Genomic DNA, 16,492 nt, shown 5'->3' on the forward strand with positions numbered 1-16,492 from the left:
TTAACGCTATACCGAAATGCTTCGCTTACTTAATACGCTCGTTGCCAGTTGTGTTGTTTGCCTGCTTACTCTGACCACAAGCCAAAGCCAGAATGTGAACTGGAAAAATGTGAAGGTGCTGGTTTACACCAAAAACGGGAAAGGCTACGTTCACGACAACATTGCAAATGCCAAATTGTGCATTCAGAAACTAGGGCAGCAGTACGGATTTGGCGTTGATACGTCGGCGCAACCGAGCATTTTCACGGAGAGCAACCTGAAACAATATACGCTGCTCGTTTTTGCCAGCACCAACAACGACGTTTTTGATACTGATGAGCAACGGCTGGCATTTCGGCGCTATATCGAAGCAGGTGGCGGTTTTGTGGGACTTCACTCGGTAATGGGCACCGAGCGCAACTGGACCTGGTTCAAACGTATGCTGGGCGGTACATTTGCGTGGCATCCGAAATTTCAGAAATTCCGGATTGAAGTGCTCGACACCAAAAATCCGTCGATGCAGTCGATTCCGAAAAGCTGGGAACGTGAAGACGAGTTCTATTTTACCAAAAATATGTCGCCGGGGCCAACGGTTATCATGGCCAACGATGTGACCTCACTGAAACAGGATGACCCCGAAAAAATAAAAACGTTCGGCGGTTATTATACGGAGTTGTATCCGTCGGCCTGGTACTATAATTTCGATGGCGGCTATACGTGGTGTACTACGCTCGGCCATGCCAAAACCGACTACCTGAACGACGAACTGTTTATCAAACACATTTTTCAGGGTATTCGCTACGTAGCGGGTCAGGTCAAGAAAATCGATTTCAGTAAAGCCTACGCTGATTCGCGCGATACGCCGATTCGATGAAACGGGCGTGCTGACTGGTATCGTTCCCGGCAACGATTGCGTAAAAAAAGGCCAATCGATTCTTGAACCAGTCTTAATTTTTGGGTCATTTTAGGATAAAATCATTGATATACACCCGAAAATCCGGTCGATTTTACCGGCCAATTGGGTTGTCTTTCTCCTAAAAACCCCATGAAAATACTCGCTGGTTTCGTCCTATTTTCCATAGCAACCTCTTTTCATTCAGGCCCTAACTCTGGTTCTGTTAGCGAAGACGGCAATCCTCCTACGCTCCCTAAGGTTCAAACGCCAACGTTTCGAAAGGATACCTTGAACATCCAGAAATTTGGTGCCGTGGCCGATGGGTTAACGCTTAATACGTCGGCGATTAACAAGGCCATCGAGCAGTGTAATCGCGCTGGCGGTGGTGTTGTGTTGATCCCACGCGGTTTGTGGCTCACCGGGCCTGTTACGTTGAAAAGCAACGTCAATCTGCATCTGGCCGAAGGCGCATTACTTCAATTTTCCGACCAACGTAGCATTTATCCACTGGTCAATACGAACTGGGAGGGCGAAGACGCCGTTCGAAACCAGGCGCCAATTTCGGGCACCGACCTCGACAATATTGCCATTACGGGAAAAGGTATTCTGGATGGCGCGGGCGATGTATGGCGCATGGTGAAACGTAGCAAAATGACCGACGATCAGTGGAAGAAGCTAGTCGCGTCGGGCGGTGTCGTAAACGATAAAAAAGACCAGTGGTATCCGTCGGAACAGTCGTTTAAAGGAGCGAACATGGCGGTTAAGAAAGCGGGCCAACCGATGTCGTATTATGAAGACATCAAGGATTTTCTACGCCCGAACATGCTCAGTCTGGTACGTTGCAAAAAAGTATTACTGGAAGGTATTACGTTCCAGAATTCCCCCGCCTGGTGTTTGCATCCGCTTCTTTGTGAACACATTACGCTACGTAAGGTAACGGCTAAAAATCCGTGGTACGCCCAGAATGGCGATGGTCTTGATCTGGAATCGTGCCGCAACGGGCTGGTCGAAGATTGTACGTTCGATGTGGGCGATGATGGTATCTGTATCAAATCGGGTCGTGATGAACAGGGCCGCAAACGAGGCATTCCGACGGAGAACATCATCGTGCGCAATTGCCGGGTTTACCACGCGCATGGCGGTTTTGTGATCGGTAGTGAAATGTCAGGCGGAGTACGTAATCTCTACGTATCGAACTGTCAGTTTATGGGCACCGACGTTGGCTTACGGTTCAAAACGGCTCGCGGACGCGGTGGTGTGGTCGAAAATATTTTCGTAGATGGTATCGACATGACAAACATTGCAGGTGAAGCCATTCTGTTCGACATGTACTACGCGGCCAAAGACCCGGTTCCGCAACACGGCGAAAGCAACGAGTTACCTGTTATTCCAGCCCAGCCGTTAACTGAAGGCACTCCGCAGTTTAAGTCGTTTCAGATTCGGAACGTAACGTGTAAAGGTGCTGAAACAGGCATACTGATACGTGGTCTGCCCGAAATGGCGGTGAAAGATATTCTGATCGAAAATGCGGTTCTGCAAAGTCATAAAGGATTGGTTTGTATTGAAGCTGAGAATATCCGCCTGAAAAACGTAGCATTGCTCACACCGGCCAAAACGGTGATGCAGATTCAAAACAGCCGCGCCATCACCCTCGATAACGTCCGCTACGTCAACAATCCCGATTTACTGCTGCATATCTCGGGCGACCGTACTAAAGACATTCGCCTGTTAAACACCGATACGTCAAAAGCAAAGAAAGTTGTCACTACCGACGCCAACGTATCAGCCAACGTACTGACGATGAAGTAAACTTTCTTAAACGTATCAGTTTCTTACACAAAAGTTTTTCTTATCTTTCCTTCGCCTGACACTAACTACGACTAACCGTATTAGTGTCAGGCGAAAGTTTTTTTTTAGGAGATGCAATCCATCACCCCTCAATTAATATCTCTTGATCATCAGAACCTTATTACCTGAAAATTGTACAAATAATATAGACAGGATATAAGATGGAACACATTCAGGTTTTAGCGAGAGGGTTAACATTTATGCTTTTATCCGGTGTTATTGCGTTTGTTATCATCCGTTTATGCGGCCCCCTATCTACGGCTACAGAGGGCTGGATTGGATTAGGCTGTCTGGCAGGTGGCTGGCTAGGCTTTCGTTGGTGGTATAAGACGTACCACCCATAACCCATGCCATACCAAACTGATAAAGAGCACACGTAACAAAGGCTTTGCACCTAGCCTAAACCGGTGTATAGATGGGTATTGGGTAAACCTAAAAAGACGGCAACAGTCTGCCGTTAAATTCGTCATTCGTAAGAAAAAACAGTTCCACAAACTCAGCTAAAATGTAGGATTTTGATTCTTGGGACGACAATATAACCGGACTGCCGAAGCGGATTAACCACAGTAAGCATTCGCGCAAACAGACATATTCGGCGACTGTCGCTTGAAACGGTGTTTAGTGCGATTATCGACGAATCAGCAGCAATGGTGTAGTGTCCTTCCAAGCCCAAAATTCCAAAAAATTTTCTTTCTGAAAAATTGCGAAACCGAATGATTGCATTTAGATTTGCAACCATTCGGTTTCTAAAAATAAAAGATAAACAAGATGAGACAAAATACTTTCAGGCAATAGCCTATTCAACAAGCTGGGCAATCATCTTCTAATGCTATTGCTAAGAACGTCAACACACCCCGACAAGCTGTTTCCAGCAAACCAATTCCGGGAAATTTGGGAAACTCGCTTTAATCAACTAGACGACGTATTATCAACACTTAAAAAACAGTAAAAATGAACGATTTCACCATTGACAAAACAACCAAAACTGTAACCTTTTCCAGAGAATTTAATGCTAACCTTTCGTTAGTATGGGACACTTATACAAAGCCTGAACTTCTTGATCAATGGTGGGCGCCCAGACCCTGGGCCTCAAAAACAAAAGTTATGAATTTTGAAGTGGGGGGCCGACGATTTTATGCAATGGTAAGCCCAGAAGGAGAAGAACGTTGGGCGATTCAACAATACACGTCCATTAGTCCGAAAACCAATTTCAAATTGTTGAATGCGTTTGCCGACAAAGATGAAAACCCAGAATTGCCCGGTTCTGAGTGGGATTTAACGTTCAGCGAGCAAAATGGTAAGACAACCGTACGAATTGGTATTTATAATGAATCGCTTGTCCGCTTAGAGAAGATGCTTGAAATGAGTTTCAAGGAAGGAACGGCTATGACAATGAACAACTTAGAAGAGTTATTGGCTGTTTTATCGCAACAAAAGTAAAGCGTAGTCTACTGGTTGAGTTTGTCAGATATCCGATAGAACACTATCAGACTAGTAACCTAAACGTACATTCTCTCAAAACATTTTTTTAACGGCCAACCATATTCTGGCGCAAATAATCGCACCTATGAATCTTAAGTGACTAATTCGCGGTCGGCCGTTTTTTTAGATTCACCCGGTCTGCTACTATGTAACAGCAAAGCAACGTAGTAAAAAACGACGTAGCGGATAACTTTAATCAATCAATACGCTTTGAGTCAGCAATTTCGCTACGTCCTCTGCAACAAAAGAACCGTCCTGACAAGTAGTTTCGTCAACTAAGTGGCTAAATGACGATCATAGCCAGCCTGTATTAAGGCTTCATAGGCAGTCCATACCTCAGCGGGAATCAGTTGAGGTATTTGAAAACCCTTTTCCGGGTAAAGTTGTATGCGTTGCAAATCGCCCACCATAATACTGATTACATCATCTGGAGTCAAAGCGGGGTTCGTATACTGACTTAGATACGTATCAAATGAATCCTGGGGCGACGTAATAATCACGTCTTTTTCGGGCCACACTTTTTTGAACGTAGCAAAACTACGGCGTTCCATGTAGGGCTTTTGTACCACAATAAATCGCTCCATCTCCATCTGGCTTTGTTCGAGCAACTGTTTGATAAACAACACGTTTTCGCCTGTATTTCTGGATTGATTTTCAATCAGGATGTGCTCGGCAGGAACGCCCATATTCTGGGCAATTCGGGCAAATATCTCTGCTTCAGGCTCTGACCACATGTGCCGAGTAATAACTCCTAAACCGCCAGAGAAGATTAATAGAGGTGCCCAGCCTTCTAAAAATAACTCGGCTCCTCGCTCGGCCACCCGAAGGTCGTGGCTACAAAGCACTAAAATGGCGTCTGCTTTGGCCAGTGGGTGATTCAGGTGGTGATAATCCCAAAGTGTAAGGGCTAGCTTGCGTATAGATTCAGTCATTTGTTAAATTTAACGTGAATAATGGATTTACTCCTCTGATTATCAGAAAATAATAGTACTGTTTGGCAATTTTATTGACGACTCACTTTCACCCCACGGCAGCGGCCGACCGTCCTAAATCTCTCCCTACGGGGGAGGGATTTAGGACGGTCGGCCGCTGCCGTGGGGTTCATGTCTAATCCATGATTCACGTTAAATTTAAGAATAAGGCTGATCCATAATTCAAAAAAATCTCATCAAAAAAATTGACTCGCTAAAGTCAAAAAAATAGGAACAACAAGGAAATTAACCACTACAATGTTTTCAGATGATATGCTGAATACTCGATCAAATCCTATGCTGACCGCAGCAGAAACCACGCTGTTACGCGACCTGCTTTCGGCTAACGAATCTACCATTTACAGAGCATCGTATGAGTTGCTAAAACTGGATACGTTTAATCTATTGCCTTGTCTGGACGGCATAGCCGCAAACTTACCCGCCGGAAGCAGACCAGCTTTATTGGATTATCGCACGGGTGTAAAGCTGCGGTTTGAGGTTTACAAGTACCATGCACAGGGAAAATGTCACTGCGATTTTTACGAACAACACGGCTTCTTCTTTCACCCCGACTCCGAATACGAGAAACCATTTCTGACCCTTATAGGCGACGGTAACGTAGATATTCCGAATTTTCTGGACGAAAAAATATACAAGTGCAACCGATGCGGCAACTGCTGGGTCACCAACGAAAATACAGGCTGGCACGCGCCATTTCACGAATGGAGGAGAATCGACTGTAACTCTGTTTAGCACTGCAATCCCTCTAATAGCTTTCATAGGCTGTTACGTCTGTCAGCTATCTTCTTAACATATCGATCATTGCATCAGCTTTCCGCAATCCAGTCTATACTTGTAAAACTCCAACGAGTACTACGTTATAGGAACACTCCTTTCCACTAATTGAGAAGCGTCTTTCGGTGGAACTGATAGCTAAACGATACTTTATAATTTTATGTAAACTTCGTCATACAGTAGGTTTCATAAGAATTCTTTTAAGCTTATTTTTACACTTCTTCAACCGCACCCTTTTTATGATTAAATTCTTTACAATCAGCCTGTTATTTCTATTTTCAATCAGCTATTCTGGCTGGTCGCAAAACGCCCAAACCGCTGGTAAATTGGTCGGCGTATTAACCGAAAAGCAAGCCTGTCTGAGTCCCGCAGAACACGACCAAATTCAGGAGATGCTAAAAACGAAGTTGGCTTTGTTGAAAAAAGTCAACCAGCGAGCCCGCCAAACGGCTCATCCAAAGTTCATCTTTCCCTTAAAATGGGCAAAACCAACGGCTCCATTTGGTTTCTGGACTATTGTCAATTATGTAGATCTTAATCCTTCGATTGGCCCCAATGAGGTTAATCAATTCTCGTCGTCCAATCTGGATTATAATTGTGGCAATCGCACCTATGATCAGAAAAGTGGTTATCAGCACCAAGGAACTGATATCTCATTATGGCCATTCGACTGGACCGTAATGCAAATCGAAGGAGTCAAAGTAGTAGCTGCGGCTGCAGGAACTATAATCAGCAAAAGTGATGGCAACGACGATCAAAGTTGCGGTTCCTTTGCAACTGCCTCTTCCGACTGGAATGCCGTTTATATTCGACACGACGATGGTTCAGTAGCCTGGTATGGCCATTTAAAGAAAAATACGCTGACTCCTAAAACTACCGGACAACGTGTAGAGGCCGGGGAAACCATTGGCTTTGTAGGAAGCTCTGGCCGATCATCTGGCCCACATTTACACTTTGAAGTCTACAGTGCAGACAATAAACTCATTGACCCATTTGAGGGCCCTTGCAATAAAACTAGTACAGATTCCTGGTGGCAGGACCAACCTGTTTATAAAGAAAAAAGCCTAAGTAGACTAAGCATTCACACCACCCAGCCTGTTATGGGCGTTTGTCCGGCTTCGGCTAACGTAACCAATGAAATCGTAGCGGCTAAACCCGGACAGCGATTTTATTTCTATGCTTTTGGTCGTGAGCTTGAAACCAGCGATGCTATTCAATTTCAGCTTTTCCAACCCAATGGTCAACTTTTCACTACGTATCAGGACAAAGGGACGTCGTCTTATGCAACGTTCTATTGGTACATGTACACGACCATCCCCGAAGCCGCTCCAATCGGTCAGTGGAAACTTCGGGTGACGTTCGGTGGTAAAAGCTATGAAAAACCATTCTGGGTAACGCCGAATTTGGATGATGTTCTTAAAATTACATCTTCTGGTAGCCTATGTCAGGATGGGGCGGTAAAACTTGCGACGAACATCGAAAGTGATGAAGTTATCTGGAAATACAATGGTACCGTATTTGATCGAGTCAGTGGCGGTCAAATCAGCGTTCGAAATGCAGGCAGATATACGGCGGAAATCAACGGCGTAACTTCCAACACAGTCAACGTAACAGAAGCTGCTCTTCCTACAATTTCTATTTCGGGCTCCACCACAATAAATGTTGGGCTCGAAACCGGGCTAAAACTCGCTTTTACCGGCACTGCGCCCTATCGCTATAAACTTTCGAACGGAATCAGTGGTACGTGTTTTGCCGATACCACTCTATTGGTTTCTCCTGATAAAACAACTATATACGAGGTTTTGGAAGTGGCCGACAAATGTGGAGTCGGTTCAGTAAACAGCAGCGCCAAAGCTACCATCACCGTTACTACACCGACGATTCAAACCCTCCCTCTGTCAAACTCCACCGTTTGTTCAGGAAATCGGCTGGTTGTTGATTTTCGAACAACGGGCGTCTTCAACTCAGGAAATCTATTCAAAGTGCATCTGGCGAAAACAGAAACCGACTCAAGTAAGATAACTTTCACCGATTTAACGACCATTCAAACAGCTAGTAATCAACTAACAAGCATAATTACCGAGGCAGTTACGTCTGGAAGTTACTGGATACGGGTAATGGCCACTAACCCCAAAATACCCATCAACGGAACAGTCAGTCCTACTCGTTTAACAATTCTCGCTCCACCTACCGCAACATTATCTGGTAGCAAAAGCATTTATGAAGGCGAATCTGCTACGTTAACAGTGCGGTTTACAGGCGATAGTCCCTGGACTTTTTCTTACCGAGACAGTAGCGCTGTAGCCGTTACGTCAAAGACCGTTTCAACAAGCGCCAACCCGTATGAACTGGTAGTAAAACCACTTAAAACCACAGCTTACTTTTTAACCAGCGTTAGTAATGGTTGTGGCGTTAACAACCGGATCAGTGACGTAACTACGGTGTCAGTATCGCCCTTATTAGCAACGCAGGAAGAACTAGCCGAAACCATTGAGGTTTATCCAGTACCAGCTACTAATCTGCTGAATATTCAATTAAACTACCTTCCCGCAGGCGAAACAGCTTTGTTAACGCTTTCAACATTGGGAGGTCAGATTGTAAGCAAACATGAAGCCAAGCAAAAACATACGGTGCTAAAGCTCGACCATTACCCAGCAGGTCTTTACACCCTTTATGTTCAGATTGGAGATCGTGCTACGTCTAAAAAAATCATAAAACAATAACCGCTCGTTTGATAGACGTTTAAAATTTGGCAAACGCTAATCTACCCCTACGCTACGTCTATTCTTTAGCGTAACTTGCTGTGCTGATATCAGCCTATTATAAATCCTTTACCTCTCCTATGAAAATCAATACATTACTTGGTGCTATCGTGGCTGTTGCTACGTTGTCGGGTTGCCAGCCAAAAGAGAAAGAATCAGGTACGTTTCTTGTCGGTACGTGGGAGTTGGTGTCGGCCACCACTACAGAGAAAGATTCGACGTTCTCTACGTTCGACTCGAGCCACAGAATGATCAAGATTATCAACCCTACGCATTTTGCTTTCTTAAATCATAAACTGAATCCGCCCAAAGACTCATCGAACGAATTCACGGGTGGCGGAGGTAAATACACGCTGGTCGATAGCGTTTACACCGAACATCTCGATTATTTTACCGACAAAGCCTGGGAAGGCAATAAATTCCAATTTGTCGTGAAAATGAGCGGTGATACGTTGGTTCAGAAAGGCGTTGAACGCATCGAAAAATTAGGCATTGACCACATCATTATCGAAAAATACAAACGGGTTAGTGAATGAAAATGTATAATGAACAATGAATAATGGAAACCATAAAGCGATTCCAGCTACTCACCATTATTCATTGTCCACTATACATTAAACTGGTTGTGAGGATTCACGGATGACCATTGATGTAGGAATGCGAATGGTGCCGGGGTGAACTCCCTTTTGTTTGCCTTCGATCAGATCAATAAGTTTCTCAGCGGCAACCTGACCAATTTCCAGCGCAGGCTGTTCGACGGTGCTCATGGGCGGAGCCAGTAAATCGGCAACGGGTGTGTTCGTAAAACCAATCAGCGATACCTGTTGCGGGATGGCGATGTTCCGTTTTTTCAGGGCGGCCAGACAGCTCAGCGCCAGCCGGTCGCTGGCGGCAAAAAAGGCATCGGGCGACTGGCTCAGTAAGTCATCGATAATCGGTTCAACTTCATTCTGTCCAAAACCCGCGTAACGTATCAGATTTTCGTCATACGGTATGCCATATTTCTCCAGCGCGGCCCGATAACCTGCCAATCGCTCCTGCGTGATAGAAATGTAGGGCGGAATGGTAATGTGGGCGATACGTTTACGGCCCGTTTGAATCAGGTGTTCGGTAGCAACAAAAGCCCCCTCAAAATTATCGGCCGTAACGCACGGTATATCAAGCTCTTTGGCAACCCGATCGAAGAGGACTATAGGCATTTTTTTCTCCTGAAGACCACGTATTTGCGATACGTCGGACGTGCTGCTCGACAGTGAAATCAGTAAGCCATCCGCTTTTCGGGCAACAGCCTGCTGCACGGTTAAAATCTCGCGCTCGAACGATTCGTGGCTTTGAAAAATGATAACGTGATAGCCCCGATTATATGCGATGGCTTCGATACCATTAATTACCTGCGAAAAAAAGTTATTGGCAATCTGCGGTACGATTACCCCAATAACCCGGCTCCGGTTCTCCTTCAGACTCAGCGCAATTGGATTAGGACGGTAATTGAGCCGCTCTGCATATTCAATGACTAACCGCTTGGTTTCCGGATTGATTTCATAACTATCCCGCAACGCTCGCGAAACGGTCGACGTTGAGAGGTTTAGAGCGCGGGCAATATCTTTTATCGTGATCGTGTCCAAGGCGGTATATTAATAAAATACAAAAATACGCAATGTATTTCGTAGATGGTCAATGTAGCGGCAAATAGGCTGTAAATCGACTTTTAAAGAACTCTTTGCCAATAAACTGGAAAACTGGCAACGTTCCCGACAACGTTTGCGTGAATAAATATCTTTAAAAGTTTCAAAATAACAAACCACCTGCTTAATCTTACCTTAACAATTTCCAGAGGAGTCTGCCGCTGAACAACAGGCTTTTCTACAAAAAAGACAATTTTTCACGTAGCGTTATCAACTAAGAACAACGGCTTCCATGCATTCATTATCCGCCCAATCGCTTCCGGCTATCTCGTCACAAGTACCGGTTAGTCTGCCTGCTCCCGAACTCCTGAACCTGCCCGAACGCGTTCTTCAATTCGGAACCGGTGTTCTGCTACGTGGTCTTCCCGATTATTTTATCGACAAAGCCAATCGGCAAGGCATCTTCAACGGTCGGATTGTCGTCGTAAAATCGACCGATGGGGGCGATATGACAGCCTTTGAGCGTCAGGATAATTTATACACGCTCTGCGTTCGGGGTGTTGAAAACCTGCAACTCGTTGAGCAAAACATTGTGTGTTCGGCCATCAGCCGGGTTTTATCGGCCAAACAGAACTGGGACGAAGTGTTACGTGTCGCCACGAGTCCTGATTTACAAATCGTTATTTCAAATACGACGGAAGTTGGTATTCAACTCGTGCAGGACGACATTCAACAGTATCCGCCCGAATCGTTTCCGGGTAAATTGCTGGCGGTTTTGTACGCTCGTTACAAAGCATTTAACGGCGATCCGTCGAAAGGTCTGGTCATTGTCCCGACCGAACTGATTCCCAATAACGGCACCAAACTTGAAGCCATTCTGCTCGAACTCGCGCATCGTAACGCGTTAGAAGGTGCTTTTATCGACTGGCTCGAAACGGCCAATACGTGCTGCAACTCATTGGTCGACCGGATTGTACCGGGTCGTCCTGAACCAGCTATTCAGCACGCATTAACCGAGCAGCTTGGTTACGAAGATGATCTGCTGACCATCTCGGAAGCGTACCGGCTTTGGGCTATCGAAGGTGACGAACACGTACAGAACATACTGTCGTTCCACCGGGCCGATGAGAATATTTTTATCCGTCCCAACATCGATTTATTCCGCGAACTGAAGCTTCGTCTGCTCAATGGCACCCACACGCTGAGTTGCGGTCTGGCGTTTCTGAGCGGTTTCGATACGGTGCGCGAAGCAATGGACGATGAGGTTATGTCGGCTTTCATCAGCGGCATCATGCTGGGCGAACTGATTCCGGGCATTCCATATACAGTTGATGAAAAAGCCGCTCAACGGTTTGGTTTTCAGGTACTCGACCGATTCCGCAATCCATTTATCGAGCACCGTTGGCTGGCCATTACGATGCAGTATTCGGCCAAAATGCAGATGCGGAACATCCCGACATTGCTTCATTATTACAAGCAACTCGGCGTAACTCCTCGTTACATCACCTTCGGTTTTGCCGCCTATCTGCGATTCATGCAAGCCACTTCGCAGGAAAACGACGTTTGGTACGGCGAACGTAACGGTGAAAAATACCCGATTTATGACGCACAAGCTGGTTATTTCGCTGATTTGTGGGCACGTTTATCGCCACAGGAACTGACCGCCACGGCACTGAAAAACACAGTACTCTGGGGCGATGATCTGAGTCAGTTGCCGGGCTTTGCCGATTCGGTTAGTGCGTATCTTACACAAATGGTCGAGCATGGCGTCCTTGCTACGTTATCCTCCCAATTCGATCATTTCGAAACCGTAGCAAAATGAAAAATAACGTTCTGAAAATACATCCGGATGATTCTGTACTCGTAGCCCTTTCCGACCTGGAAGCAGGGGAGCGGTTACGCTGGGAAGGCACAGAAGTTATTACAACAGAAGCGATTCCGGCGAAACATAAAGTGGCGCTTCAGGCGTTTGCCCCCGGCGATCCGATTACGATGTATGGCGTACTGGTTGGGAAAGCCAAAAACGCCATTTCGCTTGGTGGCCGGCTCACTACGTTCAACGTGCAACACGCGACCAACAGCTACGATCTTCACGACGCTACGTATCAGTGGACACCTCCATCGGTGGAACGTTGGCAGGAGCAGACGTTTATGGGGTATCATCGCTCCGACGGTCGTGTTGGAACGGCCAACTATTGGGTAGTAGTTCCGCTCGTTTTCTGCGAAAATCGTAATATTCAGGTGCTCGAAAATGCGCTGGTTAATGACCTCGGCTATGGTCGGCGGAATACGTATCAGCAACAGGCGCAGGAACTGGTTTCGCTCGTGCAGGCTGGTCGGTCGGTTGAGGAAATCTTACAGGCTGATTTGCAAACTGCCGAACAATCGCTTGGCAGTCAGCTTAAATTGTTCCCGAATGTCGACGGAGTTAAGTTTCTGATGCACGACGGCGGCTGTGGCGGTACTCGTCAGGATGCACAGGCACTTTGCGGGTTATTGGCTGGATACATCACTCATCCGAACGTAGCAGGTGCTACGGTCCTGAGTCTGGGTTGCCAGAACGCACAAGTGGCTATGTTGCAGGAAGAAATTCAGAAACGTAGCCCGAACTTCGACAAACCGCTTTTCGTACTCGAACAACAGACGATCGGTACGGAAGAATCGCTGATCAGTCAGGCGCTACGTCAGACTTTTGCGGGACTGATGGAAGCCAATGCCTGTGTTCGGCAACCGGCTCCAATCAGCAAACTGGTTGTCGGGCTGGAGTGCGGTGGCTCTGACGGTTTTTCGGGAATTTCGGCCAATCCGGCCGTTGGTCACGCATCTGATTTGCTAGTTGCGTTGGGCGGTACGGTTATTCTGGCTGAATTCCCCGAACTTTGCGGAGTAGAACAGGAGCTTTGCGACCGTTGTGTCGACGAAGAAACGGCTGGCCGATTCCGGGAGTTGATGAATACTTACGCGCTACGTGCCAAAGAAGCAGGTTCGGGTTTCGATATGAATCCATCGCCAGGTAATATTCGCGATGGTCTGATTACCGACGCTATGAAATCGGCGGGAGCATCTAAAAAAGGTGGTTCATCGCCCGTAGTGGCGGTGCTCGATTATCCGGAACTCGTTACCAAACCCGGCCTGAATTTGCTTTGTACGCCCGGCAACGATGTTGAATCGACCACAGCCGAAGTCGGTTCGGGAGCCACGGTTGTCTTATTTACGACCGGTTTAGGTACGCCAACTGGAAATCCTATTGCGCCTGTGGTTAAAATTTCATCCAATACGGCTTTGGCTAATCGGATGCCCGATATTATCGACGTAAACACCGGTACCGTTATCGACGGCGACGAAACCATTTCACAGGCAGGCGAGCGATTACTCGATCAGATTATTCGCACCGCCAGCGGAAATGCTGACGTAGCCGCCGTTCGTCACGGACAAGATGATTTTATACCCTGGAAACGGGGAGTTTCTCTTTAAAAAGAGTGAAAGGGTGAAAGAGTGCTTAGCAGATTAGCTATCTTTCACGCTATTCCAAAAGCGAACCTGTTTCGCTCTTTCACTCATTCATTCCGCTTCGGCGGTCCGATTTCGCTCTTTACCTCATGAAAAAGCCCTTTCTGAACGACGATTTTTTGCTGCAAACCGAAACGGCCCAGCAACTCTATCACGAATTTGCGAAGCCGATGCCCATCATCGACTACCACTGCCATCTGCCGCCCGATCAGATTGCCGAAAACAGGCAGTTTGAGAACTTGACGCAAATCTGGCTCTACGGCGACCACTACAAATGGCGAGCTATGCGCACAAACGGTGTGAACGAGCGTTTTTGCACGGGCGATGCCGATGATTTCAGCAAGTTTCAGAAGTGGGCCGAAACGGTTCCTTACACGCTACGTAACCCGTTGTATCACTGGACGCATCTGGAGTTACAGCGTTATTTTGGTGTTACCGAACCGTTGAATGGCAAAAACGCCCGTCAGGTGTATGACATCTGCACCGAGCAATTACAATCGCCCGATTATTCAGTTCGGAATCTGCTACGCCGGATGAACGTTGAAACGGTTTGCACAACCGATGACCCGATTGATTCGCTGGAAAACCATAAAAAACTAGCTGACGAAGGCTTCGAGATCGGTGTTTTGCCAACGTTCCGCCCCGATAAAGCAATGGCGGTTGAAGACGTAGTTGCCTTCAATCACTACGTAAATAAACTAGAAGCGGCTAGTAACGTATCAATCAGTACGTTCGACGATTTCCTGAAAGCAATCCGTCAGCGGCACGATTTCTTCGCGGCTATGGGCTGTAAACTTTCCGACCACGGTCTGGAACAGATTTACGCCGAAGACTATACCGAAGCGCAAATTAAAGCTATTTTCGATCAGCTACGTGGTGGGCAGAATCTGAGCTATTCAGAAATTCTTCAGTTCAAATCGGCAATGCTGATTTATCTGGCCGAAATGGACTGGGAAAAAGGCTGGACGCAGCAATTCCACCTCGGCGCGCTACGTAACAACAATAGCCGTATGCTACGTCTGCTCGGTCCCGATACGGGTTGGGACAGCATTGGCGATTTCCCACAGGCACGCGCTATGTCCAGTTTCCTTAACAAACTGGACACCAACGATAAGCTGGCGAAAACGATCATCTACAACCTAAACCCTGCCGATAACGACCTGATTGCCACCATGATTGGCAACTTCAACGACGGTTCTGTAGCGGGTAAAGTACAGTTTGGTTCGGGCTGGTGGTTCCTCGATCAGAAAGACGGGATGGAACGCCAGATCAACGCCCTGTCGAATATGGGTCTGTTGAGTCGTTTTGTCGGTATGCTGACCGATTCACGGAGCTTCCTGTCGTATCCACGGCACGAATATTTCCGCCGAATTCTGTGCAATATGCTGGGCAACGACATCGAAAATGGTGAACTGCCCGACGATATCGAGTGGACAGGCCAGGTTGTGCAGAATATCTGTTACGGCAACGCTAAGTCATATTTTGGATTCACGAGCAAGCCACAACCACTGGCTGTTTAATTTTAATAGACACAGAGCTACACAAAGACCCGTGCCTCTTTTTTAATCTTCGTGTAGCTCTGTGACAACGTATTTCTCTACATCATGCAAGTCTGTTGTTTTGGCGAGTTGTTATTGCGGTTTTCTCCGATTGCTCAGGGTGAGTGGATTCGGCAAGCGTCGATGTCCGTATTTGTGGGTGGAGCCGAACTGAACGTAGCAACGGCGTTGGCCAATTGGGGTGTTCCGGTTAAATACAGCACGGTTCTCCCCGAAAATTCGCTGGCCGACGATATTATAGGATACGTAGCAGACAAAGGCATCGACCCATCCGGCATTGTTCGATTCGGGCAGCGCGTCGGTAGTTATTTTCTTCCACAAGGCACCGATCTTAAAAATGCAGGTGTCATTTACGACCGGGCGCATTCGGCCTTTTCTGAACTGGCTCCCGGCAAAGCGGATTGGGATGCGGTGTTGCAAAACACGAGCTGGCTGCATGTGAGTGCTATTAGTCCGGCTCTGAATGCCGACGTAGCAGCGGCCTGTCTGGAGTTGGTAAAGGTGGCTTCGGCGAAAGGCATTACCGTATCGATTGATCTGAACTACCGGGCACGACTCTGGCAATATGGTGTTTCTCCGGTCGATGTGATGCCGGGCATTGTGGAGCATTGCGACGTAGTGATGGGGAATATCTGGGCGGCCAATACGCTGCTGGGTTTTCCGGTCGATGGCGATGTTCTCGAAAATCAGACCGCTTATGTTGCTCACGCACTCAAAACGTCGAAAGCAATTCAGGAGTGTTTTCCCAAATGCAAAGTCGTAGCCAATACGTTCCGGTTCGACAAGGAGCCAGTAGGTTTGCGGTACTACACTACGTTGTATACGAACGGCCAGCACTACGTATCGCCAGAGCTACTAACCGATTCGGTTGTTGACCGCGTAGGTAGTGGCGACTGTTTTATGGCCGGGCTGATTTACGGCCTTTACAACCAGCACGATCCACAGGAAGTACTCAATTTTGCCGCTGAAGCTGCTTTTGGTAAGTTGCAGGAATTGGGCGATGCTACTAACCAAACCGTTGATGTTATCAGGAATCGTCAACGGATGATCACTTCTTTAATATAAA

12 protein-coding genes are annotated in these 16,492 nt (G+C 46.9%); 10 read left to right on the forward strand and 2 right to left on the reverse strand.

What is annotated here, in order from left to right:
• The first annotated feature begins 16 nt into the window (after nucleotides 1-16).
• The 3 genes from ACYVD4_RS01025 to ACYVD4_RS01035 all read left to right on the forward strand — a co-directional run bounded on the left by ACYVD4_RS01025 (nucleotide 17) and on the right by ACYVD4_RS01035 (nucleotide 4,162).
• Nucleotides 17-853: a ThuA domain-containing protein gene (locus ACYVD4_RS01025; RefSeq protein WP_460941752.1), complete on the forward strand. Its 837-nt coding sequence runs from the start codon at nucleotides 17-19 to the stop codon at nucleotides 851-853.
• Between the two features lie 171 nt (nucleotides 854-1,024).
• A complete protein-coding gene (locus ACYVD4_RS01030) occupies nucleotides 1,025-2,683 on the forward strand; it encodes a glycoside hydrolase family 28 protein (protein WP_460941753.1) in 1,659 nt (552 codons plus the stop codon).
• Nucleotides 2,684-3,673: 990 nt separating this feature from the next.
• Nucleotides 3,674-4,162: an SRPBCC family protein gene (locus tag ACYVD4_RS01035; RefSeq protein ID WP_460941754.1), complete on the forward strand. Its 489-nt coding sequence runs from the start codon at nucleotides 3,674-3,676 to the stop codon at nucleotides 4,160-4,162.
• A gap of 317 nt (nucleotides 4,163-4,479) precedes the next feature.
• Here ACYVD4_RS01035 and ACYVD4_RS01040 read toward each other — a convergent pair whose 3' ends face one another.
• A complete protein-coding gene (locus ACYVD4_RS01040) occupies nucleotides 4,480-5,136 on the reverse strand; it encodes a YdcF family protein (RefSeq protein WP_460941755.1) in 657 nt (218 codons plus the stop codon).
• Between the two features lie 336 nt (nucleotides 5,137-5,472).
• Here ACYVD4_RS01040 and ACYVD4_RS01045 point away from each other — a divergent pair, with 336 nt between their 5' ends.
• From ACYVD4_RS01045 to ACYVD4_RS01055, 3 genes are all read left to right on the forward strand, one after another.
• Nucleotides 5,473-5,928 carry a hypothetical protein gene (locus tag ACYVD4_RS01045; RefSeq protein WP_460941756.1) on the forward strand — a complete coding sequence of 152 codons (456 nt, stop codon included), beginning with the start codon at nucleotides 5,473-5,475 and terminating at the stop codon, nucleotides 5,926-5,928.
• A gap of 281 nt (nucleotides 5,929-6,209) precedes the next feature.
• Nucleotides 6,210-8,693 (forward strand): peptidoglycan DD-metalloendopeptidase family protein, encoded by a 2,484-nt coding sequence (locus ACYVD4_RS01050; RefSeq protein ID WP_460941757.1) that lies wholly within the window; start codon nucleotides 6,210-6,212, stop codon nucleotides 8,691-8,693.
• 119 nt (nucleotides 8,694-8,812) lie between these two features.
• Nucleotides 8,813-9,268, forward strand: coding sequence for a lipocalin-like domain-containing protein (locus tag ACYVD4_RS01055; RefSeq protein WP_460941758.1), 456 nt, complete (start codon nucleotides 8,813-8,815; stop codon nucleotides 9,266-9,268).
• A gap of 78 nt (nucleotides 9,269-9,346) precedes the next feature.
• Here the strand turns inward: ACYVD4_RS01055 and ACYVD4_RS01060 are convergent, their stop codons facing one another.
• On the reverse strand, nucleotides 9,347-10,357 hold the full coding sequence (locus ACYVD4_RS01060) for a LacI family DNA-binding transcriptional regulator (protein WP_460941759.1): 1,011 nt from the start codon (nucleotides 10,355-10,357) through the stop codon (nucleotides 9,347-9,349).
• Nucleotides 10,358-10,649: 292 nt separating this feature from the next.
• On the opposite strand from ACYVD4_RS01060, the gene ACYVD4_RS01065 reads away from it, so the two are divergent.
• The 4 genes from ACYVD4_RS01065 (at nucleotide 10,650) to ACYVD4_RS01080 (ending at nucleotide 16,491) form a co-directional block, all read left to right on the forward strand.
• Nucleotides 10,650-12,179 (forward strand): tagaturonate reductase, encoded by a 1,530-nt coding sequence (locus ACYVD4_RS01065; protein WP_460941760.1) that lies wholly within the window; start codon nucleotides 10,650-10,652, stop codon nucleotides 12,177-12,179.
• Nucleotides 12,176-13,831, forward strand: a complete 1,656-nt coding sequence (locus ACYVD4_RS01070; RefSeq protein ID WP_460941761.1) for a UxaA family hydrolase — start codon at nucleotides 12,176-12,178, stop codon at nucleotides 13,829-13,831. The genes ACYVD4_RS01065 and ACYVD4_RS01070 overlap by 4 nt, the downstream gene beginning before the upstream one ends.
• Before the next feature lie 125 nt (nucleotides 13,832-13,956).
• Nucleotides 13,957-15,387, forward strand: a complete 1,431-nt coding sequence (gene uxaC / locus ACYVD4_RS01075; protein ID WP_460941762.1) for a glucuronate isomerase — start codon at nucleotides 13,957-13,959, stop codon at nucleotides 15,385-15,387.
• Nucleotides 15,388-15,468: 81 nt separating this feature from the next.
• Nucleotides 15,469-16,491, forward strand: a complete 1,023-nt coding sequence (locus ACYVD4_RS01080) for a sugar kinase (protein ID WP_460942966.1) — start codon at nucleotides 15,469-15,471, stop codon at nucleotides 16,489-16,491.
• Nucleotide 16,492: the final 1 nt, after the last annotated feature.

This window comes from Spirosoma daeguense (genome assembly GCF_054776875.1).

What these genes read in the sequence shown, in the direction of transcription:
- ACYVD4_RS01045 (WP_460941756.1), top strand. Translation starts at nt 5,473, where the DNA reads ATGCTGACCGCAGCAGAAACCACGCTGTTACGCGACCTGCTTTCGGCT.
- ACYVD4_RS01025 (WP_460941752.1), top strand. Translation starts at nt 17, where the DNA reads ATGCTTCGCTTACTTAATACGCTCGTTGCCAGTTGTGTTGTTTGCCTG.
- ACYVD4_RS01065 (WP_460941760.1), top strand. Translation starts at nt 10,650, where the DNA reads ATGCATTCATTATCCGCCCAATCGCTTCCGGCTATCTCGTCACAAGTA.
- ACYVD4_RS01030 (WP_460941753.1), top strand. Translation starts at nt 1,025, where the DNA reads ATGAAAATACTCGCTGGTTTCGTCCTATTTTCCATAGCAACCTCTTTT.
- uxaC (WP_460941762.1), top strand. Translation starts at nt 13,957, where the DNA reads ATGAAAAAGCCCTTTCTGAACGACGATTTTTTGCTGCAAACCGAAACG.
- ACYVD4_RS01035 (WP_460941754.1), top strand. Translation starts at nt 3,674, where the DNA reads ATGAACGATTTCACCATTGACAAAACAACCAAAACTGTAACCTTTTCC.
- ACYVD4_RS01070 (WP_460941761.1), top strand. Translation starts at nt 12,176, where the DNA reads ATGAAAAATAACGTTCTGAAAATACATCCGGATGATTCTGTACTCGTA.
- ACYVD4_RS01055 (WP_460941758.1), top strand. Translation starts at nt 8,813, where the DNA reads ATGAAAATCAATACATTACTTGGTGCTATCGTGGCTGTTGCTACGTTG.
- ACYVD4_RS01050 (WP_460941757.1), top strand. Translation starts at nt 6,210, where the DNA reads ATGATTAAATTCTTTACAATCAGCCTGTTATTTCTATTTTCAATCAGC.
- ACYVD4_RS01040 (WP_460941755.1), bottom strand. Translation starts at nt 5,136, where the DNA reads ATGACTGAATCTATACGCAAGCTAGCCCTTACACTTTGGGATTATCAC.